24 protein-coding genes are annotated in these 21,180 nt (G+C 47.8%); 6 read left to right on the forward strand and 18 right to left on the reverse strand.

From position 1 onward, the window contains the following. The 5 genes from FWE06_08100 to ylqF all read right to left on the reverse strand — a co-directional run. Positions 1-377 (reverse strand): membrane dipeptidase (locus tag FWE06_08100; protein MCL2547131.1); only part of this gene is annotated, 377 nt, incomplete at its 3' end. Between the two features lie 11 nt (positions 378-388). Then, positions 389-2,254: a CotH kinase family protein gene (locus tag FWE06_08105; GenBank protein MCL2547132.1), complete on the reverse strand. Its 1,866-nt coding sequence runs from the start codon at positions 2,252-2,254 to the stop codon at positions 389-391. A 17-nt stretch (positions 2,255-2,271) separates the two neighbouring features. After that, the gene (locus FWE06_08110; GenBank protein MCL2547133.1) at positions 2,272-2,610 is read right to left on the reverse strand and encodes a YraN family protein; all 339 of its coding nucleotides are present in this window, start codon (positions 2,608-2,610) and stop codon (positions 2,272-2,274) included. Between the two features lie 11 nt (positions 2,611-2,621). Further along, the gene (locus FWE06_08115) at positions 2,622-3,224 is read right to left on the reverse strand and encodes a ribonuclease HII (GenBank protein MCL2547134.1); all 603 of its coding nucleotides are present in this window, start codon (positions 3,222-3,224) and stop codon (positions 2,622-2,624) included. Then, positions 3,221-4,111, reverse strand: coding sequence for a ribosome biogenesis GTPase YlqF (ylqF, locus tag FWE06_08120; protein ID MCL2547135.1), 891 nt, complete (start codon positions 4,109-4,111; stop codon positions 3,221-3,223). The genes FWE06_08115 and ylqF overlap by 4 nt, the downstream gene beginning before the upstream one ends. Positions 4,112-4,252: 141 nt before the next feature. On the opposite strand from ylqF, the gene FWE06_08125 reads away from it, so the two are divergent. The 6 genes from FWE06_08125 to rplT all read left to right on the forward strand — a co-directional run bounded on the left by FWE06_08125 (position 4,253) and on the right by rplT (position 9,466). Then, a complete protein-coding gene (locus FWE06_08125; protein ID MCL2547136.1) occupies positions 4,253-5,437 on the forward strand; it encodes a coenzyme F420-0:L-glutamate ligase in 1,185 nt (394 codons plus the stop codon). A gap of 27 nt (positions 5,438-5,464) precedes the next feature. Beyond that, positions 5,465-5,965 (forward strand): hypothetical protein, encoded by a 501-nt coding sequence (locus tag FWE06_08130; protein ID MCL2547137.1) that lies wholly within the window; start codon positions 5,465-5,467, stop codon positions 5,963-5,965. 603 nt (positions 5,966-6,568) lie between these two features. After that, entirely contained in the window at positions 6,569-7,759 is a 1,191-nt protein-coding gene (locus FWE06_08135) for a family 10 glycosylhydrolase (GenBank protein MCL2547138.1), read from the forward strand. Positions 7,760-8,136: 377 nt separating this feature from the next. After that, positions 8,137-8,763, forward strand: a complete 627-nt coding sequence (infC, locus tag FWE06_08140; protein ID MCL2547139.1) for a translation initiation factor IF-3 — start codon at positions 8,137-8,139, stop codon at positions 8,761-8,763. An 8-nt stretch (positions 8,764-8,771) separates the two neighbouring features. Next, positions 8,772-8,969: a 50S ribosomal protein L35 gene (rpmI, locus tag FWE06_08145; GenBank protein ID MCL2547140.1), complete on the forward strand. Its 198-nt coding sequence runs from the start codon at positions 8,772-8,774 to the stop codon at positions 8,967-8,969. A gap of 134 nt (positions 8,970-9,103) precedes the next feature. Then, positions 9,104-9,466, forward strand: a complete 363-nt coding sequence (gene rplT, locus FWE06_08150; protein ID MCL2547141.1) for a 50S ribosomal protein L20 — start codon at positions 9,104-9,106, stop codon at positions 9,464-9,466. Between the two features lie 63 nt (positions 9,467-9,529). On the opposite strand, the gene trmB is transcribed toward rplT, so the two are convergent. The 13 genes from trmB to yajC all read right to left on the reverse strand — a co-directional run bounded on the left by trmB (position 9,530) and on the right by yajC (position 21,136). After that, positions 9,530-10,198, reverse strand: a complete 669-nt coding sequence (gene trmB, locus FWE06_08155) for a tRNA (guanosine(46)-N7)-methyltransferase TrmB (protein ID MCL2547142.1) — start codon at positions 10,196-10,198, stop codon at positions 9,530-9,532. Then, positions 10,198-10,875, reverse strand: a complete 678-nt coding sequence (gene plsY, locus FWE06_08160; GenBank protein ID MCL2547143.1) for a glycerol-3-phosphate 1-O-acyltransferase PlsY — start codon at positions 10,873-10,875, stop codon at positions 10,198-10,200. The genes trmB and plsY overlap by 1 nt, the downstream gene beginning before the upstream one ends. 1 nt (position 10,876) lies before the next feature. Continuing rightward, complete coding sequence (gene der / locus FWE06_08165) at positions 10,877-12,211, reverse strand: ribosome biogenesis GTPase Der (GenBank protein ID MCL2547144.1); 1,335 nt, start codon at positions 12,209-12,211, stop codon at positions 10,877-10,879. Between the two features lie 17 nt (positions 12,212-12,228). Continuing rightward, on the reverse strand, positions 12,229-13,371 hold the full coding sequence (locus FWE06_08170) for a glycoside hydrolase family 27 protein (protein ID MCL2547145.1): 1,143 nt from the start codon (positions 13,369-13,371) through the stop codon (positions 12,229-12,231). Next, entirely contained in the window at positions 13,371-14,423 is a 1,053-nt protein-coding gene (locus FWE06_08175; protein MCL2547146.1) for a DUF512 domain-containing protein, read from the reverse strand. Before FWE06_08175 ends, FWE06_08170 begins: the two co-directional genes overlap by 1 nt. Then, positions 14,416-15,330: a DUF624 domain-containing protein gene (locus tag FWE06_08180; GenBank protein ID MCL2547147.1), complete on the reverse strand. Its 915-nt coding sequence runs from the start codon at positions 15,328-15,330 to the stop codon at positions 14,416-14,418. Before FWE06_08180 ends, FWE06_08175 begins: the two co-directional genes overlap by 8 nt. Before the next feature lie 444 nt (positions 15,331-15,774). Then, entirely contained in the window at positions 15,775-16,671 is an 897-nt protein-coding gene (xerD, locus tag FWE06_08185; protein MCL2547148.1) for a site-specific tyrosine recombinase XerD, read from the reverse strand. A gap of 59 nt (positions 16,672-16,730) precedes the next feature. After that, on the reverse strand, positions 16,731-17,345 hold the full coding sequence (locus FWE06_08190) for a stage II sporulation protein M (protein MCL2547149.1): 615 nt from the start codon (positions 17,343-17,345) through the stop codon (positions 16,731-16,733). Positions 17,346-17,544: 199 nt separating this feature from the next. After that, a complete protein-coding gene (gene proC, locus FWE06_08195) occupies positions 17,545-18,342 on the reverse strand; it encodes a pyrroline-5-carboxylate reductase (GenBank protein ID MCL2547150.1) in 798 nt (265 codons plus the stop codon). Positions 18,343-18,697: 355 nt separating this feature from the next. Beyond that, positions 18,698-19,996: a thioether cross-link-forming SCIFF peptide maturase gene (gene scfB, locus FWE06_08200; protein MCL2547151.1), complete on the reverse strand. Its 1,299-nt coding sequence runs from the start codon at positions 19,994-19,996 to the stop codon at positions 18,698-18,700. A 139-nt stretch (positions 19,997-20,135) separates the two neighbouring features. Then, the gene (scfA, locus tag FWE06_08205) at positions 20,136-20,282 is read right to left on the reverse strand and encodes a six-cysteine ranthipeptide SCIFF (protein ID MCL2547152.1); all 147 of its coding nucleotides are present in this window, start codon (positions 20,280-20,282) and stop codon (positions 20,136-20,138) included. A gap of 49 nt (positions 20,283-20,331) precedes the next feature. Continuing rightward, positions 20,332-20,742: a hypothetical protein gene (locus tag FWE06_08210; GenBank protein MCL2547153.1), complete on the reverse strand. Its 411-nt coding sequence runs from the start codon at positions 20,740-20,742 to the stop codon at positions 20,332-20,334. Between the two features lie 64 nt (positions 20,743-20,806). After that, positions 20,807-21,136, reverse strand: a complete 330-nt coding sequence (gene yajC / locus FWE06_08215) for a preprotein translocase subunit YajC (GenBank protein MCL2547154.1) — start codon at positions 21,134-21,136, stop codon at positions 20,807-20,809. Between the last annotated feature and the right edge of the window lie 44 nt (positions 21,137-21,180).

Below are 21,180 nucleotides of genomic sequence, written 5' to 3' on the forward strand. Positions count from 1 at the left end.
CACAAGGCGTTGGCGTGATTCCAAGTCAACCCCATCATGCGCACGCCATCGGTATATATGCTGTCAATCCGCTCAATTTGACAGTCGATGACTTCTGCCCCCTCAATGGATAAAAAGGCCGCTAACTTTCCGTTTTTCCATGCATCTTTACAATCTTGCACACTTTTGCAGAGCATTATGCTTTGGGCGTTGGCCTGTATTTCATGTTGGAAGGTTGCCATCAAGCCGTCATACGAATGCCCCCAAAAGGCGAAAAATTGCGCGTGATTTTTAATGGGGCGTGTAAGATCAATTTGTGCATTGTTTCGGCGCAGAGATTGCCCTGTTTTAAGTAAGTGGGAGATCGTGTCGGCATGGGCGTCAAATATAGGCAGCATGAATATTCCCCCTACGAAAGTTCCGGCCGTTCCGGTGTTTCTATCTGTGGGCTGAAAATGACGCTGTCGGTGGCGGCGTGGACGAAAACGAGCAAATTGTTGGCCTCGGCATAGGCTTCGATTGATATCCATTCTCCGTCAATGTTAACTGATAGCACGCCGTCCATGCGCTGTGACCGGCTGTCGAACATGCTGCCGCCCAGAATTACGCTGTTATGCGGAAAAGTGTAGCTCCCCAAGCTAGGCAAAGGTGGCGGCGATTGCGTCGGCAATTGTAATGTCACGCCGAGCTGTTCATAAAATCGCTCGGCGAGAAATGCCGGCTGCACCATGGCATAGTGATACAGTCTCGCAAAGCTGTTATCTTGCCGTTCAAATGACAGTATATCGTGCAGTGGTACAAAGTGTTCCATTTCTTGTACGATATGCAAACGCATCTCGTTAGCTGTAGCGATAATATGATAAGGGTGAAAATATGTTGCCAGCAGGCGTTCAACTTCAGTGACAAAGGCGGCTTGCCAAGTCGGATTACTCAACAGACCACGAAAAAGTCGCGACCGCGACGTGACATGCCCCAATGTGTCACGCCATGACTGGGAGGCAAATCCAAGCGCAAAGTCAAAGTCTTTTAACACAAACCGCCAGCGCCCATCGCCATATGGTGTATTGCCGAGTCCGCGCCAAATCAGCACATTGTTTTGCGGCCAATCGGAGTTGCCGGATACAATTTGAATGGCGGCGTAACGCATAAAATTGTCGACATCTAAAAATCTGTTCAAGTAAGCGACATTGGCATCGCGAGCCAAATTGACACGTCCCATCCATTGGTGCAATTCTTTGAAATCATCGAAGTCGCGCTCACGCCCGAAGCTCAGGCGCGGATCGCCAATGCCGTCAGTCAGAACGGTAACGCTGGACGCATCTACACCAAAGTGCGCTTCCAAGTATTGCGGACTTCCCCAATGTTCGCGCATATTACGTATGCCTTTGTACTGTCCGTTGCGAAAGATGACTACAGGTCGGTATGCCGAAACGGCGTTAAAGCCGGATTCCGCCGCCAGACGGTTGACCAGGGCATCGCGAATGAACGCATTGTTAAAATCGTTTCCGCTGTTTCGCAGTGTTAGGCTGGCGAAGTCAGTCATTGCGCGGCCTTGGCGGTCATACAAATCGTCAAACAATGGAAAATACAAGTCACCACTGTGTTCCTCACGGCCAAACAACCGTAAGGCTCTGCCCGGAAGTGTGCGCGACGAAGTTCCTGCCACACGCACCCCGGCGGCCTGTACCGCAAGGGGTGTCATATCGACATCAAAGAGTTCAATATGCACATCGCGCTCCCATGCACGGCCACGTTGGTTGCGATTGGCCGGCGAGCGGGGTGTCACCTCTTCGTCGGGGTTGTCGGCCACCCATTGGGTGCGCACATGGCCGTAGACATAGATGCCGTAAACATAGTCGTAAAAATTGTGCGGATCAGAAACGAGAGAAATAACCGGCATATTCAGTCTGTCAAGTGAAACACCCGTAAAATAGGTGGCGATAATTTCATTGCCAACGGGCTCGCCGCGCACGAAGAGTTGGGCGCGTATGACGGTGGCATCACCTCTAGGTTCGGCAGCTTCGGGCAAGGTGAAAGGGCTACGATATACGGGAGAGCCCATGCGGGGCACAGTGCTGTCTAGCGTGTAGCGCACTTGCCCGTACGTGGGAATGTTCAAAACTGCAACAACATCACCGCCATTGTGCAAGCCGCCAGGCAGTGAAAAGGCAATGTTTGAATCAACGCTCGACTGCCCGCCGAGCGGGATGAACATAATGACACCCAACATGATGGCGGACAGCAGCAATATGGAGAATATGGTGCGTTTTGGCATGAAAAACCCCCTTATGATTAAAATGCGTCTACAATCAGTTCAATGCTCTCGACTGTCCAGCCATTTGCCACGATGTCGATGACATCAAAACGAGCAGGCGGCATATTGTTGAACTTTGTCAAATACATTTCAGCGGTATAGCGTAATTTCTTTTGTTTGGACGGTGAAATGCTCTCAATGCCCGTTACCATAGCGTGCGGCGCGCGTGTTTTGACTTCAATAAAGACGATCGTGTCACCTTGTTGTGCCACGATATCGATTTCGCCGTACCGGCTTCGGAAATTCTGCTCGACAATATCATATCCATTCTCACACAGATGGTCGAGAGCAACCCGTTCTCCCCATTCTCCTCTCATCAGCGCCACACTCATGACAGCCTGAACGAGCGGCGGTGCGCTGGTGACGCACCGTAGGCTTGCAACGCAGTGTAATGCGCTTTGGTTGGATAGCCTTTGTGACGGTCGAAACCGTATACCGGATACACCTCATGCAACTTGTGCATATATATGTCACGCGCGACTTTGGCAAGGATTGAAGCGGCGGCAATGGATAGGCTCAACGTGTCGCCTTTGACAATGGCTTGGTATGGCAACGGCAGCTCAAAATTGTAGTTGCCATCTATAATCGCATAATCGGCGGACGGTTGCAATGCTTCGATGGCACGTTGCATAGCAAGGCGTGTCGCGCCGCGGATGTTGAATTGGTCGATTTCTTGCACGCTTGCCGTGGAAACAGACCACGCAATTGCCTGCCCCTGAATGCGTTGTGATAGTGCAAGGCGTTTTTTGGGTGTGAGTTTCTTACTATCATCAAGCCCGTCAAGAGATAAGGCTTGACAGTCGTCAACAGACGGCAAAATCACCGCTGCGGCATAGACATCGCCGGCCAACGGCCCGACACCGGCTTCGTCAACACCACAAACAGCGTAGTAGCCTTTTGCGCGGGCTTGTCGCTCGTAAACGTGGTTCATATGGCGTCCTCCTTGTCCTCACATGGCGCATCGAAATCACCACACCCTACATCCTCCAATGTCATGCGACCCAACAACCCATTGCGGAATTCCGTGATAATTAAGTTGACCGCTCGCTCCAAATCGGGGATACCGCCTGATGCCAACATACCGCGCTTGCGTGCTAAGGCCTCGAGCAAGTCGACATCATCGATACCGCTGACATCAAGTTTATACCGCGCCAACAAGGCTTGCGGATAGCGCTCTTTAAGCATAATCATTAGATGATAGGCCAACGTCTCTTCGTCTAAGGCATTGCTGCCGATGGCACCTGTGAAGGCCAGCAACAATCCTGTTTGCTCGTCTTCTATTTTGGGCCAGAGAATGCCGGGCGTGTCGAGCAACTCAACGCCGTCACCGACACGTATCCACTGCTTACCGCGTGTGACGCCGGGGCGGTTTTCTACCTTTGCTCGAATGCCGCCGGCGACACGGTTAATCAGCGAAGACTTCCCTACATTCGGCACGCCGACAATCATGATACGCACCGGACGTCCGACTTGCCCACGCGCCGTTCGCGCTGCGATTTTGTCCGCCAACAGTCGCCGTACGGCTCCGGAAAATTGATTTGTCCCCTGCCCTGACTTGCAGTCAAGCACAATGACTTGACTGCCGAGTGTTTTATAATAATCAACCCATTGCTTAGTTGCTTCGCCATCAGCCAAATCGCTGCGGTTCAAGGCGATCAGCCGCGGCCTTCCGCCCACAAGCTCATCAAGCTGCGGGTTGCGGCTGGCACGCGGGATACGAGCATCAAGCAATTCGACGATCGCGTCAACTTGCTTTATGTTGGCCTCCATCATGCGCTCAGTTTTTGCCATATGGCCGGGATACCAGTTGATTTTCATAATGGGTGTAATCCTCTCGGTTGCTGCGTTTATTATAGCAAAAAAAATATGAAAGAGCAAGCATACAGTTGTTGCAAGTCAACTGTGTTTATGATATACTTAATCATGGTGATAATTTTTCAGTTTGAAAGGAGCACTACCATTATGCGTACAATCGGAACTCGCGCGCTTGGCGTTCGCACACCCATTATTCGTGAAAGCGACGACTTGGTTTCCATCGTTTGTCAAAGCCTCAAAGAGGCGCAGGACAATGAGAATATCATATTCAACGACGGAGATATTATCGGTGTAACCGAGGCCGTTGTGGCGCGGGCGCAGGGCAATTATGCCACCACGGCGCAAATTGCTGCCGACGTACGCCGTCAATTCCCCGACGGGCATATCGGCGTGGTTTTTCCCATTTTGAGCCGCAATCGCTTTGCGATGGAGCTCAAGGGCATTGCCATGGGTGCCAAGCAAGTCACTGTCATGCTCTCCTACCCCGCCGATGAAGTTGGCAATCAGCTTGTCAGTTGGGAAGACATCGACGATAAGGGGCTAAATCCTTACAGCGACTGCCTTGATGAGAAAAAATACCGTGACCTTTTTGGCAATGATGTCAAGCATATTTTTACCGGTGTTGACTATTTGGACTACTATAAATCGCTGCATAACAACATTGAAATCATCTTTTGCTCTGACCCAAAAGCCATCTTGAAATATACAAAAAACATAATTGTTGCTGATATTCATACCCGAGCGCGCACCAAACGAGCCTTACTGGCTGCCGGCGCCGAGAAAGTAATTGGGCGCGAGGATGTACTGTCGCAGTCGATTGACGGCAGCGGATACAACGAAGAATATGGACTGCTCGGCGCTAACACCGCCGGCGAAGACCGGCTTAAACTCTTCCCACGCGATTGCGGCACATTTGTCGAGGCGTGCAGTCAAGCTTTGCGCAATATGACTGGCAAACATATTGAGGTGCTGGTTTACGGTGATGGTGGTTTCAAAGACCCTGTCGGCGGCATTTGGGAACTTGCCGACCCGGTGATTAGCCCCGCCTTTACAAGCGGCCTGCAGGGGACACCAAACGAAATCAAGCTCAAATATTTGGCCGACAACACCTTTGGCCATATGGACAAGGACGCTGCCAGAGCCGCCGTTGAAAAGGCCATCGAAGACAAAGACGGTGTCAATTTAATGGGCAAAATGGCATCGCTCGGTACGACACCGCGTCAGATTTCTGACTTGCTCGGCTCGTTGTGTGACCTCATCAGCGGCAGCGGCGACAAGGGTACGCCGGTGATTTTGATTCAAGGATATTTTGACAATTATGCGTCATAGCGCAAGAATATTGTGAGGAACAAGGTCATGGCAGAAATCATCAAAGTTTACAAAGAAAGCATGGGTGCAAAACGGTTTATCGGCAAAAAATATGGCGACAGTGACCGCGTAAACGGCACGTTTGGCGCGAAATGGTGTGAGTGGTTCAGCAACGGCTGGTTTGACCAAATTGAAGACCAAATTGAGGGCGGCCTCAAAGAGGGGGACGGCAGCATCGGCTTAATGCGCGGAAAAGACGGCGCATTTGAGTACTGGATTGGCTACTTTACACCAGAGAACACAATCGCCCCCGATGGGTTTGATTGCATAGATTTCCCCAAAAGCGAGCTCGGCGTTTGCTGGGTCTATGGCAAAGACGGTGAAGTCTATTTTCACGAAGGTGCATGTGCCGACCGGCTCAAACAAGAGGAGTTTGATTTAGCTTGCGGAGATGACAGCTGGTGCTTCGAGCGATATGTCTGCCCGCGCTTTACCGTGCCCGATGATAAAGGCAACATCATCCTTGACATCTGCTTTTTGTTGAAATAAATTATTGAAATTAGCCCCCCACGAGATAGGATTTTCCTTTTTTGTGGGGGTTAGTTTTTGCGTTGGGAAAAAATGCTTATACTACGAAACAGAAATGGTCAATATATATTACATGGCTTTCTGCTGCAATTGTATCATACTCATTTTTCACTTTATAGCCGAGCGGATTTGCAAAGACATATCTTGCATCAGCATTTGAATAATTGAACTTACTCTTTTGCGGAAATGCAAACCTAAAACAGTTTTTTGCCATGTAAATTTTATACCATTCGTCATACGTTTCACACACAATTCCGTTCAAAATCAATGTCCATCGCTTATCAATTTCAATGCCTTTGAACTGTATATCTTTTCGATTAAGATATTGTTTCCTTATTCCATTATGCTTAACGGGTTTTTATTTTCATCGTGGAATGTTTTCGACAGGAGAAATATTGCTGCCCGGAAAAAATAATTCTTTATGGACATATGCCATTAGCGATAAAGCCTTTTCAAAGTCAGACTTACCAACAGCAATAGCGGCAACATCACTTTTGCCAAACACTTGACATACACACCGATTTCGCACATATACTCTATCATTCACACAAAAGAGGTACAAGCATGAAAGCACGTTGGAGTATTTTATGTTTCGCGTTTTGTTTGCTGTTGTTATGGTTGATTCCTGTTCCACGCTACGATGTCTCGACAAGTAATCCAAATCAAAGCACACGACGCAATGAAAATGTCACACCATACACGCCCAACGAATTTGTCAAGGGGATATGGATTGCCTCGGCATGGAATATTGATTTTCCGTCGCGTTCCGGCATGACTGCCACCGAATTACAAACAGAAATTGACATCATGGCCGACACCTGCGCCGCATGGGGCGTGACTGATATTTTTCTGCAAGTTCGCCCGTTTGGCGACGCGCTCTATCCATCAAGCATTTTTCCATGGTCGGCGACGGTTAGCGGTACAGAGGGCGTTGCACCTGATGCCAAGTTCGACCCACTGCAAAGCTGGGTTAAGGCCGCCCATGCTCGCGGCATGCGCCTGCACGCATGGATCAACCCCTATCGATTAAGTACGCCGTCTGGCATAAGTCTTTTTGCCTTGCAACACCTTGACTTAGTTGTTATCCACAACGGCTCACTTTATCTCGATCCCGGAAATCCAGCTTCTCAAAATATCATCTTAGCCGGTATTGCTGAGATTTTAGAAAATTATAACGTTGACGGCATTCACTTTGACGATTATTTTTATCCGTCAACACATTTTAATGACAGCCTAATCTTCGCGCGATACGGGCAAAGTACAGAGCATGCCGCATGGCGCAAAGAAAATGTCAATGCGCTGCTGCGCCACAGCCAAGCCATCGCGCATTACCATGGCGCGCGGTTCGGCGTCAGCCCAATCGGCATTTGGGCAAATGCCGATCATCACCCCAACGGCAGCGACACCGGCGGACGCCAGTCATTGTTTGCACAATATGCCGATACATTGACATGGATTGAGCGTGGATATGTTGATTACATCGCCCCACAAATCTACTGGGAACGCGGCCATGACCTGGCTTGTTTTGATATACTGTTGCCGTGGTGGCGCGATGCTTTACAGAATTCAGACGTTCGCCTCTATATTGGACTGGCGGCGTATAAGCAAACCGACGAGGCATTTGCGGAGGTGTGGGCCGCAAACGATGAATTATCTGCACAGCGAGCAATCATTAACAGCATGGATGACGTACATGGAGTGATTTATTTTAGTTATCGTGATATGGTTGCATTGATGGGCGGCAAAAATGATTGAGTGCGGCATAAAAACGCAGTCAAGCTACTTGCATTTGTTGATGCCGACAACAATCCTTCCATTATGTTGCATGAAAGACTTTCTTTTACACTTAGTGAAAACCAAGGTGCAGAAAATGTATACGCCGGAGGAGGCAGGATTGTATATGAGTACGCAATATAAACATACCAGCCGCATAAACCGGTGCAAATCCTGTGACGCAACAGGCACAAATTATAAGTCTAGTGTAAAAAAATGCTTGACAGCCTTCCCAACATCTGTTATACTACATGAGTAAGTTGTGGCGTAACGCCCACACCTGCCGATTTCTGTATCGCCGGGTCCAATACGTTGACGTGATTTTACTTGCGTTGTTGTATGGGGGTTGTGCGTTGCAAATCCCTTTTTTTGATATTTTATTAAGGAGGAGGTCATTTCACATCGCAAAAAACGAACAACAAATCAATAATGCCATCCGGGACGCCAAAGTACGTCTGATTGGGTCAGATGGTGAACAATTGGGCATTTTTAGCGGCGCAGATGCGTTGGAAAAAGCCTACGATGAGGGGTTGGATTTAGTTAAAATCTCGCCCAATGCTGACCCGCCGGTCTGTAAAATTATGGATTACGGCAAACATCGCTTTGAACAATCTAAGCGCGAAAAGGAAATGAAACGTAACCAACATATTGTTGAAACACATGAAATTCGCTTATCGCCGAATATTGACGCACATGATGTTGAATTCAAAATGAAAGCGGCACGAAAATTCTTGGAAAAGGGCGACAAGTTGAAGATTACGATTCGGTTCCGTGGTCGTCAGATGGCACATACCGAGTTGGGTAGAGATCAGCTTCTCAAGTTTACCGAGGCATTATCTGACTTGGGCGTTGTTGATAAACAACCCAAGCTAGACGGGCGACATATGACGATGTTCATGAGTGCTAAACTTGCGCCCAAGCCGGAGACAAAGAAAAAAACTAAGCCGCTCGAAAATGTCGAAACAAAGGAAACAACAAAGGAGTAACAACCAATATGCCTAAAATGAAAACGCACAAAGGCGCAGCCAAACGCTTCAAAATGACCAAATCGGGCCGTATTAAGCGTGCGCACGCCGGAAAGAACCATATTTTGGAGAAAAAAAGCACCAAACGTAAGCGCGGCTTGCGCCAAACCACAGGCGTGGATAAAACCAACGAGCGGAGCATCCGCGATATGCTGCCATATAGCTAAGGGCTGCCTATACCGTGAGCAGGGCGGGTAAGATGCGCAGACGAAAACCACACTTTTCATCGCGTGATTATGTAACTGACCGCGAACGGTTAGAGGCGTGACACCAACGATATAAATTCAGGAGGACTATTATCATGGCAAGAGCCAAGAATGTTAAAATGACGCGCGCGCGTCGTAAACGTATATTAAAATTAGCCCGCGGCTACTGGGGCGCAAAGTCAACACACTACAAAATGGCGAACCAAGCCGTTATGAAATCACTTCGTTACGCTTATATCAGCCGGAAATTGCGCAAGCGCGACTTCCGCCGTCTGTGGATCGCACGGATCAACGCCGGCGCAAAGGCGAATGATATGAACTACTCTCGCTTTATGCACGGCTTAAAGCTGGCAAACATCTCACTCAACCGTAAAATGCTATCTGAGATGGCCATTCATGACAAGGCTGCATTTGCGGCGTTGACGGAACAATCGAAAGCGGCATTGGCGGATAAATAAATTTTACGACAAAATAATCACCCCTTGGCGCAGCTTCAAGCTATGCCAAGGGGTTTGTTTTATTTAACAATAAATTCCCAAGTCCTCTCTTTTCAAAACCTTTACCTCGCAAATTGGTACACCCAGCGCTGTAAATTTCTCCTCATATCCCGTCATACTCTCAGCAGTATCGATCTGCGCTACCGCGCCTCCCCTCCCATGTAAATCCCGTGTCTGCGAGGCAATCTTCCAGCCACCACACTGTTCCAGTTCTTCTAATGTAAACTCAAATAGTGGCACATTATCCGTTCGAACGCATAGTAAACCGTCAGCTTTTAGCAACCTATGGTATGCCGCAAGAAAATTTCGATGTGTCAGCCGCCGCTTGGCATAGCGATCTTTCAGCCACGGGTCGCAAAAGAGAATGTCAAGACGGTTGATCGTTCCGTCGGCAAACCATTCCGTAATATCTTGCACGTCACCATCAATGAACTTGATATTATCCAACCCCGCACGATGTGCCATTTCCATTGCTTTTAACAATGCAGGCTGATTGCGTTCCACACCAACGTGCAACACATCAGGAAATTTAGCAGCTTGCGCTGTCAAGTAGTTTCCCCTGCCACAACCAAATTCCAAACGTAAAAGCGTATTATTGCCGCCAATATTTTTTTCAGTGAAATTGACAATAAGGTACTGCGGCGCAACAGCTTTCCATCGTTTATCAAAGTTCTTTGGTTTTCGTAAACGCATTACATCTCACGCTCCGGCGTTTTCTTGCGGCGCAGACTAAGCTTATTCTCCGTACCTTTGAGCAACCGCCCGATGTTTTGGTAGTGCTTGACAACGACCAACAAACATAAAATCGCTGTCACAACGATAAAATAGTCAGCTTCATCACAGCCGCGATTAAATAACCACATAGCTATCGGCGCGGCAATGCCCGCCAGCATGGAGCCAAGTGAAACATAGCGCGTCAATATCACAATAATGACAAAAACAACGAGACATACAATCACCACCCGCCAATCAAAAATAGCAATCACACCACCGGTTGTCCATACACTCTTGCCGCCACGAAAGCCAAAGAAGACAGGATACATATGCCCAACAATGACAAACAAGCCGGCAATCGCCTGCCCCCATAGCATCGGGTCTTCGCCGACACCGAATCCACCACGATCCAATCCATACATAATCGCTTGCCCAATCAACACTGCACCTGCGCCTTTTGCAAAGTCGCCAAGTGAGATAACGGCCGCCCATTTCTTGCCCATCATACGCAAGCTGTTAGTCGCCCCAGCGCTCTTGCTGCCGTATTCGCGGATATCCTTGCGGAAGACAAAGTGCGAAACAATCAGTGAAAAGTTCAAACTTCCCAACAAATAGGCTATGATGCCAACCAATATGTAATAAAAATGTACAGGCATCTCAATCCCCTCCTGTGTCGTCAGTTTTCGACCTTGTAATGATTTTAATTGGCGTGTGATTTAACCCGAATGTCTCTCGAATGTTATTCTCAAGATACCGCCTGTACGAAAAATGAAACAATCGCGCATCGTTGCAGAACATCACAAATGTCGGTGGCGAAATGTCAACCTGTGTAACGTAGAAGACTTTTAGCCTGCGCCCTTTGTCGGACGGCGGTTGCAGCCGCGCCGTAGCGTGGCTGAGCATATCGTTGAGCGCACCTGTCGTGACACGACGGCGGCTCTGTTCATATACTGTACGCACCAATTGAAAGATTTTCGGTATTCGCTGCCCTGTCAATGCTGAGATAAAATGAATGGGCGCGTATTTCATAAACTTGAATGCCTCAGCAATTTCGGCGCGCATTTTACTCATCGTCTTATCGTCTTTTTCAATTAAATCCCATTTATTGACAACAATAATCGCAGGCTTTCCGTTGTTGTGCGCCAACCCCGCAACCTTTGTGTCTTGTTCTGTGACACCTTCAGTTGCGTCAATCATAATCAGCGATACATCAGCGCGTTCGACAGCCATCACAGTGCGCAATACACTGTAATATTCAATATCATCATCAATACGCGACTTGCGGCGCATCCCAGCGGTGTCAATCAATGTATACTGTCCCGTTTCGTCGGCATACGGCGTATCGACGGCATCACGCGTCGTGCCAGCAACATCACTGACAATGACGCGCTCTTCGCCGATAATTTTGTTGAGCAACGACGACTTACCCACATTGGGCTTACCGATAATCGCCACGGCGATTATATCGTCATCTTCGTCCGGCGCATCTGACTGCGGCAGCAAATCAAAACAAGCGTCCAGCAAATCACCCACACCCAAACCGTGCATCGCTGAAATGGGATGCGGCTCACCCAATCCTAGATTATAGAATTCAAATACCAATGGATCGGTATGCCCCGGCCTATCGGCCTTGTTGACTGCCAATATCACAGGCTTACCCGACCGTTGCAACATGACAGCAACATCTTGATCGGCCGCTGTCACGCCTGTCTGCAAATCGACCAGCATCACAATCACGTCAGCCGTATCGATGGCAATTTGTGCCTGCTCACGCATAAACTTAAGCATGCCATCTTTGACCTTAGGCTCAATACCACCGGTATCAGCCAGCGCAATGTCCTTGCCACGCCACTGGATATCGGCATACAAACGGTCACGCGTCACGCCCGGCGTGTCTTCCACAATAGACAATTTTCGCCCAACAAGTCGATTAAACAACTGGCTTTTTCCTACATTTGGTCGCCCAACAATGGCGATAATCGGTTTTTTCACAACGTTTTCTCCAAAAATTAAACTTTTACCAACTCGGCACGATAAACTTTACAACTATACGCATCGATTTGCATATTCATACCCTCTTTAACCACGCCGACCTCTTCACGCGCCCACAAGTCACGCAATTTGAATCCGTAACCCGATGCAACAGGCAATCCCATATCCCAAAACTGTACTGATGCCTTAGTCGACATATCGTCAAGATTGAAAAGCCCGATTGCATAACTACCGTCATGCAATGGCTTGACAAAAGTATGCGCCCCGGCGTCATCCCAATCCCAGTGCCGTGTGACATAAGGCTGTCGTCCCTCAGGGTCTTGGTTGAGTGCAATTAACTCGGCATTGGTCAAAATCGCTTGTGCCTCGTCGCTCATATTGCGCACGTCACAGCCAATCATCAATGGCGAATTCATCATGCACCACAGTGAAAAGTGCGTACGATACTGTTCATCGGTGCATCCCCCGCCACCTACAAACGTGCCATTGTCACGCATTCCGACCACAAGCATATCCATGTCGTTGTGGCAATACGGCGCGCCATGACATTCTTTGCCGATTTGGCTTTTAGCAATGGATTTAACCGACTCCCAGTTGTCAACAATATCGCCAGTCGACCGCCACATATGCGCGCCCGACGAACGAATCCACTTTTCCACTTCATGATGACCCCAGTTACAGGCACTGAACAAAATATCGCGCCCGCAGTTGCGTAACGCCATCGCCATGCGACGATATAAAATCTTACCGTCATGGTTGAGCGGGCGGTTGCAATAATCATATTTCAGAAAATCAACGCCCCACTCGGCAAAAGTTTGCGCGTCAGCAAACTCATGCTCAAAACTACCCGGGTACTCGGCACACGTCAGCACACCCGCGCAGGAATACAGCCCGAATTTCAGCTCACGTCCGTGCAGACAGTCGCTCAATGCCTTCATGCCATTGGGGAATTTCTCCGGGTCGGCAACCAGTTTACCATCAGCATTGCGTTGACGCAACGACCAGCAATCGTCCAACACGAGGTACTCATATCCCGCGGCTTTTAAGCCCCTGTCTTCAAAGGCTTGCGCCGTTTCCTTAATTAAGCCTTCCGAGATATTCCAGCCAAATGTGTTCCATGAGTTCCAGCCCATCGGCGGTGTTTTTGCAAGTGGCATCATTATTTCCTCCCATATATGGCGTCTAGCAATGCCGCACCGTCATTCTGAACAACTCGTATAGGGCAACCAATCGCCTGTGCCACCTGTGCCGGCGTGATATTGTCCAAGAATACATCTTGCTCATGTCGCAGCATATTTGATGGTATCAACAGCCGCTCATGCTTGCCGGGTTTCAACTGTTTAATCATATCGCTGCCTGTGACCAATCCTGCCACCGTAACGCCCATGCCAAAAAAATGGTTCTCAATCGCGACAACTTGCCCTTGCGGAAAATCTTGCAACAACTCTCTAAAAAACGCTAAAGCAGCTATACCTGTCACCAACGTAAATGGTTTTGGTTTTTGCCATTTTCGTTTTTTATGTGAGATAAACTCATGTCGAAACAATACCATCATGCCCACGCCGTTGTCCAGCTGCGGAAAATCACTATATGCCTCTAAACTCGGGAACGGCAGCTCTGCCGTCAAATATAGTTCATCGGCGCAATAGACATTCTTAAAGGGCTTGCACCGCGCAACGATATCATTAGCGTCTTCACACGTCACAGCTCGCAACGACGTCAACTTTTCACGATGCGCCGTCAAGCCAACAGGCACAATGCTGATACTCTCAAAGCCATACTGTCGCAAATCTTCCAACGTTTTGACAAGCTGTTTGCCATCGTTGTAGTCGGGGCAAACAACCACCTGCCCATGTAACTCAATTCCTGCCTCAACAAAAATTTTCAGCCATTGCAAAGCCTCCCCCGCCCGTGCATTGCCCATCATCTTACAGCGCAAAGCCTCATCCGTCGCCTGCACAGAAACATGCAATCGCGGGATTTGCATTTCCAAAATCCACGCCACGTCCTGCTCGGTTAAGTTGGTCAACGTAACGTAACTGCCTGTCATAATCGACAGCCGTACATCATCGTCCTTAACATAAATCGACGGGCGCATTTTCAATGGGTTTTGGTCAATAAAGCAGAAAATGCATTTGTTTTCACAACTTTTTATCTCGTCAAAGAGCGCGTCCTCAGCTTGAATGCCCTCGCGTTCACGCCGTTTACGCATCCTCAATATTCTCACCCAACTCATCTTCCTCACTTTCAGTCGCCGCCGTTTGCAACATAGGGTCATCTTCATTTACCATGTATTTCACTACGACCGGCCACGCCAAAAACATCGAAAGAAGCGACCAAAAAGAGAAGGCAAACAATATAAAGATCATTTCCAGCACCGACCACATTTGGAACAGCATAAACGTTACTGTCGCAACAACTAAGAAAATAATGCTGCGTAACATCGTTGCAGTTGAGAGAATCCAAGCATTTTTGAAAATTGTTTTCAACGGCAGATAAAAAGTCACAACCAAAAGATAGAGATACGGGCGCATAATAAAGTAATTGAGGCCGATGGCAACCGTACCGTAACGCGCGATAACAAAGAGCAGCTCTCCGGGATTCTCTACCAAGTGCGGTGCGAAAAAAATATTGAAGACAATCACACTGCAAATCAGCAAGTCAATGATGCCCAATATCATGCCTTGCCGCCAATTTTTCTTAGCGCGCGCAAAGTAATCGGACGTCCATGCATGCTCTTCCCGCGCAAAATTGCGGCAAACATAAGTTAGCCCGCAAGTGAACGGCCCAAACAACAATGCGCCAATACCCGCGAGTATCAGCCAGGCTTGCCATGGCCAATCGAGCAATGGAAATACCCGCGCCATCATACTAAGGTATGCTTCTCCATCCACTGAGGCTTGCGTTGCCAAGCCAAAAGCCAAATTGACCAAATTAAAGAAAACCATCATAAACGGCAGCGTTGTGATGAAATAAAGAATATTAATCACGACTAGTCGACCCGGCCTGCGCCATAGCAGTTCAAAAAACTTAAAAAACGGGCGTTTTTCCGGCGCATCTTTATCCACGCCTTTGCCCGGTTTATTGTAACGACCCATAAAGTCGAGAATAGGTGCCACGTTATGCCCTCCATATATTGATACACCTATTGTACTTGATTTTAACAAATTTGTAAAGGGTTAGCACGAGGTTGCCATATAAGCTTTTCTAAGACATAGAAACCCCCCATAGACTCGGACTTGACGTTTCCTTGTCCTATAGGGAAGTAGTTATATACAGAAAATCCTTTTACGATTCAGTAAGTAGATTTAATGAATCGCAATACAATATAATCGACACTTTTAGCAATGTCAGCCATTCCGTCTATGCGTAAAACAGGGCAAGACAAGTCTACAATCCATTGTTCATGGAATTCACGACCAAATTTCGCTATATCTGCTGTTTCATATTTTTGAGCATCAATCAAATAATCATTGAAATCGCAATGAAACCGAGTGGCTTTATAATATTGTACCGGCTATAACAACATCGGGATACTTTATGATATATTTTACTTTCCTGTCCTACTTCGCCCGCGGATGTGCCTTTTGATACACCTCATTGATGCGTTGTTTAATCAAGCTGGCATATACTTGCGTTGAGGAAATGTCGGCGTGTCCCATCATCATCTGCACAGAATGTAAATCGGCACCGTTTTCAAGCAAATGTGTCGCAAATGTGTGCCGCAATGTCTGTGGTGTAACATCAGCACTAATATTTGCCTTATTTTGATATGTTTTAACAACTTTCCAAAAACCTTGACGCGTCATACGTTCGCCGTTACAGTTGAGAAACAGCGCATCCTGCTTTTGTCCACGCAGCATTACATCCCGCGGTCCGTTCAAATAGTTCTGCAGGACTTGAATCGCTGTCGGATACAACGGTACAATACGCTCTTTTTTTGATGTCATACACTTAATAAATTGCCCATTCATGATGACATCGCTCATATTTAACTGCACTAACTCAGTCACACGAATTCCGGTGGCGTACAACAACTCCAACATTGCGCGGTCACGGTAGCCCTTGGCGTCATTGCACTCCGGCTGATCAAGCAAATTACTGACCTCTTGACTGCTTAAAACCTGCGGCGCTTTACGCTCTGTCTTGTCGGTCTTAACCTTCATCATGGGATTGCTCATCACCAAATCCCGGCCTTGCAGGTATGTATAGAATGAGCGCAATCCTGCCGCTGTTCGCGCGACAGTTGCAGTGCTCTTGCCATTTTCTTTTTGCCGCGCCAAAAATGACTCAGCAACACCATGGTCAACCCTGCAAAAATCATCAACATCTACCTCCTGCAGATAATGATGAAAATGCTTCAAGTCACGCATATAGCTGGCGCGTGTGTTCTCCGACGCGCCGCGCGTATCGCGCAGATAAGATTCGTAACCCTGTATCATTTGTTGCATTTGTTGCATAGTGCTAAACTCCTTTTTTGTGTGAAAGCCGCATTTCTCGGCAATTCGTAAAATATGGGCTATATCCGAGAGGCAAGCCAACCCAACAACGGCGGAACAGCATAGGCCTCGTAGATTGCAGTAGTGGCAAACAACCCGGCCACCGTCAGTATCGCTTGCGCCGCCATACGCCGTGATGGTTTGCCGGTTGACGTTTTTGCGGTCGTTCGTCGCAATGCGCTTCGAAATGTGTACATACACACAAGCATGAATAGCGGCAATGTAACCAGCGCCGGAATGCCTACACTGGCAATGGAAAACCATAGCCCGTTCAGCCCAAGCGACATCACAAACGCTGTCACCGTCACCGACAAGGCAAACCCCTTGACAGCCATGGCAAATGGCGCAATTGCCACGCCAAGCAAACTAAATGAAAATATGTAAACAATAGTCGGCAGTAATAGAGCATTCCGTATTGCCGGCAACGGCGAAATCGTGGACATGTTTCCCAGTTGTAACTGCGCATACAAATCGTGGAATGTTTGTGTTAATCGCAGGCGTGACTCTCCCTGCAAGTGCGCGGTTATATAACCACCTGCAAATGCGCCGATGATGAAACACACACCCATCAATACCATTAATACGGCGGGGTTGTCCGCCGAAAAGGTTTGTAAACGCCTAAGTAAGTTTTTCATGCTCGTCCCCTCCTGCCCTATACCTACGCAGGGGGGAAGCAATTTATGTTAAGCAAACGGTATGCAACAAGCGCATACTAAATTAAATGTTAACATACCTGCAAAAAAAGCAAGAACATATTTTTTGACATTTGTTTCACCTTTGTCGTTTTTGCTCCTCGTCATATCCTCCAAAAGTAGAAATTCTCTAGCACCACGATTACTTAGCTAACTCCTCCGCCCTCTTTACACACGCCGTCAATCCGTCATTTAACGCATCGTAGAACCTATTGCCGCGCAATGTCTGTAACATTTCAAATGTCGTGCCGCCTTTGGAGGTGACGACATTGGTTAGCGCGTCAGGCGAACTGTCACCTTGCAAGAGCATTCTTGCCGAGCCTTCCATTGTCTTGGCCGCAAGCAGCAATGCATCTTTCTCATCAATGCCATGCGTTGCGCCAAATTGCGCAATGGCCTGTGCCAATTGGTAAAACAGCGCTGGCGTCGAGCCATTGACAGCAATAACCGCATCCATCTGCGCTTCCGGCAATTCGACGTACATACCCGAAGCGTCCAAAATCTCACGCAAAAAATCGACATAAGCCATCGGCACATTGTCTTTCGGTATTGCCAGCGCACACGCACCGCAACCGATTTGCATCGGCGTGTTAGGCATGACGCGCATAACACTCGCCGTCGGATGCAACTGCACTGCGATAGATGCCGTTGTGATGCCGGCCGCAAAGGAAACAAAGCATTTTTCGGCTGAGCAATCTGTCAACGATTGCAATACACCTATCAAGTATTGCGGCTTGATAAGTAAAAATATTATGTCACTCTCCGCCACCACTTGCGCATTACTTTGACAGTATACATAATCCATTTTTTGACAGTATGCCGCAGCCTCGCTCGACGGATCATGCACAAACAAGTCGGCCTTGCCAATGAGCCGATGCCTGGCGACAGTCGCCACGATAGGCCTTGCCATGTTGCCCATGCCTACAAAACCTATCCTCATCGCGCCAACCCACCCCTATATATTGTGTACATAACCTCAATAGCAAGACTATGTGAACCACATTATAGCCCAAGTTTCCCATAATTGCAAGCGAAAACTTAAAATTTCGGCACCTTTGTTGAATATTTCTATCGAATTATGTAAATCGAATTATGTAAACTTGCATCTGCCGCCACGTTTTTCCACAAGATATTGATATAGGTTTAGACGTAAAACCATATTTAGTATCGGCAACTTGCACAAACTATTTTTCGCATAATTTTGTCAACCGCTTCATATAGTCTAACAAAAAAACTACTCTCAACATCATAGCATCAAGAGTAGTCTATAATATTTTTTGCGCATTCCCTATGATTTACAGCCGTGATAGCGCACACTCAAAGCGTTTACAGGCAAGGCGGCACCCAATTTCATATGGTGTTTCAATGTTTCCATTTTCAGTCAAATTAGCTGCCGGACAGCCACCACCGCAAAGATATCTCGCCCAACACGTAGCACACAACGCCCGTGTGTAAAGATTATGTGAAGCAAAGTCATGCTTGTTTCCTTGGATACCGTGGTGCAATGAGCCCAATTTATACTCAGATTGCCCCACAAATTGATGACAAGGAAAAATATCGCCCTCCGGCGTAATAGCAACGTACTCCACACCCGCGCCACAGCCTTTGGCACGTTTATATGCGCAAGGCCCACTATCAAGATTGACATTGAAATGAAAAAAGTTGATATCCGGCCTTTTTACCAAAATATCCAGCAATTTTTCATACTCCGCCTCAATTTCAGGAATATGCCGCGGCAAAATCGCTAATTCATGCGTCGCTGAAAGGACAACTGGCTCAATGGATACATGGCGGAACCCCATCTCACGCAACGCCAATACATCTTGGCTAAAATCCAAATTTTTTACCGTAAAAGTACCGCGAACATAGTAACTTTTCTCTCGCTGTGCCACTAATTTTTGAAACTTTTCCAGCACCAAGGCATGGCTATTTTCGCCGCTGACTGTTTTGCGCAAGGCGTCATGCACGCCGACACGGCCGTCCAGCGATAGCACTACATTGTCAATTTCGGTGTTGATGTAGTCGATTTTCATATCGTCGAGCAATAGGCCATTGGTCGTCAGCGTCAAGCGAATGACCTTGTCATGCGCCGCCGCTTGTCGCTTGGCATAAGCGACAGTTGCCACAACAGTTTCCCACGCCATCAGCGGTTCGCCGCCAAAAAAGTCGATTTCCAAATGCCGCCGATTGCCGGCGTGGGCCAACAAAAAATCCACAGCTTGTCTGCCCGTTTCCACATCCATCAAACCGCGGCTTTGCCCGAAATCGCCCGTGCCCGCAAAGCAGTATTCACAACGCAAATTACAGTCGTGAGCGACATGTAAGCAGATTGCCTTAATAACACCAGGGTTCTCCATCACCGCTAGGGTTTCGGGCGTAAAGAGCTGCCCATCCTGCTGCAAAGCATATAATTCCGCCCAAATTTCTGTGCCGTCATTTCCGTATAACTCAATCATTTCAGGCGGACAAATTTCACTCATCGGCGGCGTAATCTCAGCCACGATTTCCGCTATTAACGCGTCCCCTTTGTGCAATGCGCCGCTCTCGCTATCAAAAATAAAATGCTTCCCGCGCACAAAAAATGTATGTGTCATTGTATTATCTCGCAGTCGTTTCGTTGTTTTTCTTTGTTTATTCGCAAATAATTATACACCGCCTGTATATTGTGTATAATTATTTGTATAGAAAAGGGACGATGTGGACATCGCCCCCTACCAAGCTTGTGTGGGCACTTTATTTCTCTTGCGCCTCACAATCTTGATTTGCCACGGTGCAAGACGTCTTACATGCCGACTGGCAAGATGCTTGACATTCTCCACAGCCGCCTTTTTCCAGCGATGCTTTCATGTTACCTTCGTGAATGGTTTCAATGCGTTTCATGTTCATTTCTCCTTTATGTAAGTATATTCCGATTATCATTGAGGTGATTTTACCGGTTCACCCGTTTGCGCCCCTGCATATTCCGCAAAACCGCGCCACCAATTGCGCCACCCAGTGCTGCAAGGAAAATTGGCACACTGTTTGCTGACGGACGAATGCGTACGAACAACGTCGCCCCTAGTAAATACAGCAATACGAAGACGGCAATCCCGCTTGCGGCGGCAATCCATAGCGTATAACCTTCCAACTTACGCGTGGCAAACAACGCGGCACTTGCACCACCGACAGCACAGGCAATCATTGCCAGCCCAGACACAAATGACTGTGGCAATAGACCCATCGCCAACAATGGTGATGCTGCCAGCACAATTGCCAATGTCGCTGCCAATCCAAATAATCCACCCTTAACCAATGCCAACGCCATATGTTTTGGCGTGACTTCAACTTGATGCCTTGACATGTTTGAGACCTCCCCTGTTATTTTTAGATACTACAGGGTATGTCTTAGTCTTATGCCATATGCGCTATGCTTGCTCTTTCGGCGTAATTGACGCAATTGCCCAGCGCATAAGTTTAATCTTTGTCTTATCTGCGCCGGTTTCGAGAATAACGCTATCATCTTTAATCTGAATTACACGCCCGACAATGCCGCCGGTTGTGGTAATTTCGTCACCTACAATCAATTCATTGAGCATTTGCGCACGTTGTGCCTTACGCTTGCGCTCGGGACGCAGAATCATGAAGTAAAACACTAACCCCAGCGGCACGATAAAAATCAGCATTTGTACCAATCCACCCATCGGGTTCACAGACGGCTCACCATTTGTAGCGCTCTCCAATAAAAACCATGGCATAATCGCCACCTCCTTTTCTTAAGTTATAGACAATATTATAGCAG

This window comes from Oscillospiraceae bacterium (genome assembly GCA_009780275.1).
Lineage (GTDB): Bacteria > Bacillota > Clostridia > Oscillospirales > UBA929 > WRAI01.

Bases quoted from the DNA above. Each gene is read 5' to 3' on its own strand.
- FWE06_08105 (MCL2547132.1), bottom strand. From the start codon at position 2,254: ATGCCAAAACGCACCATATTCTCCATATTGCTGCTGTCCGCCATCATG.
- FWE06_08110 (MCL2547133.1), bottom strand. From the start codon at position 2,610: ATGAGAGGAGAATGGGGAGAACGGGTTGCTCTCGACCATCTGTGTGAG.
- FWE06_08115 (MCL2547134.1), bottom strand. From the start codon at position 3,224: ATGAACCACGTTTACGAGCGACAAGCCCGCGCAAAAGGCTACTACGCT.
- ylqF (MCL2547135.1), bottom strand. From the start codon at position 4,111: ATGAAAATCAACTGGTATCCCGGCCATATGGCAAAAACTGAGCGCATG.
- FWE06_08130 (MCL2547137.1), top strand. From the start codon at position 5,465: ATGGCAGAAATCATCAAAGTTTACAAAGAAAGCATGGGTGCAAAACGG.
- FWE06_08135 (MCL2547138.1), top strand. From the start codon at position 6,569: ATGAAAGCACGTTGGAGTATTTTATGTTTCGCGTTTTGTTTGCTGTTG.
- rpmI (MCL2547140.1), top strand. From the start codon at position 8,772: ATGCCTAAAATGAAAACGCACAAAGGCGCAGCCAAACGCTTCAAAATG.
- rplT (MCL2547141.1), top strand. From the start codon at position 9,104: ATGGCAAGAGCCAAGAATGTTAAAATGACGCGCGCGCGTCGTAAACGT.
- trmB (MCL2547142.1), bottom strand. From the start codon at position 10,198: ATGCGTTTACGAAAACCAAAGAACTTTGATAAACGATGGAAAGCTGTT.
- plsY (MCL2547143.1), bottom strand. From the start codon at position 10,875: ATGCCTGTACATTTTTATTACATATTGGTTGGCATCATAGCCTATTTG.
- FWE06_08170 (MCL2547145.1), bottom strand. From the start codon at position 13,371: ATGATGCCACTTGCAAAAACACCGCCGATGGGCTGGAACTCATGGAAC.
- FWE06_08175 (MCL2547146.1), bottom strand. From the start codon at position 14,423: ATGCGTAAACGGCGTGAACGCGAGGGCATTCAAGCTGAGGACGCGCTC.
- xerD (MCL2547148.1), bottom strand. From the start codon at position 16,671: ATGCAACAAATGCAACAAATGATACAGGGTTACGAATCTTATCTGCGC.
- FWE06_08190 (MCL2547149.1), bottom strand. From the start codon at position 17,345: ATGAAAAACTTACTTAGGCGTTTACAAACCTTTTCGGCGGACAACCCC.
- proC (MCL2547150.1), bottom strand. From the start codon at position 18,342: ATGAGGATAGGTTTTGTAGGCATGGGCAACATGGCAAGGCCTATCGTG.
- scfB (MCL2547151.1), bottom strand. From the start codon at position 19,996: ATGACACATACATTTTTTGTGCGCGGGAAGCATTTTATTTTTGATAGC.
- scfA (MCL2547152.1), bottom strand. From the start codon at position 20,282: ATGAAACGCATTGAAACCATTCACGAAGGTAACATGAAAGCATCGCTG.
- FWE06_08210 (MCL2547153.1), bottom strand. From the start codon at position 20,742: ATGTCAAGGCATCAAGTTGAAGTCACGCCAAAACATATGGCGTTGGCA.
- yajC (MCL2547154.1), bottom strand. From the start codon at position 21,136: ATGCCATGGTTTTTATTGGAGAGCGCTACAAATGGTGAGCCGTCTGTG.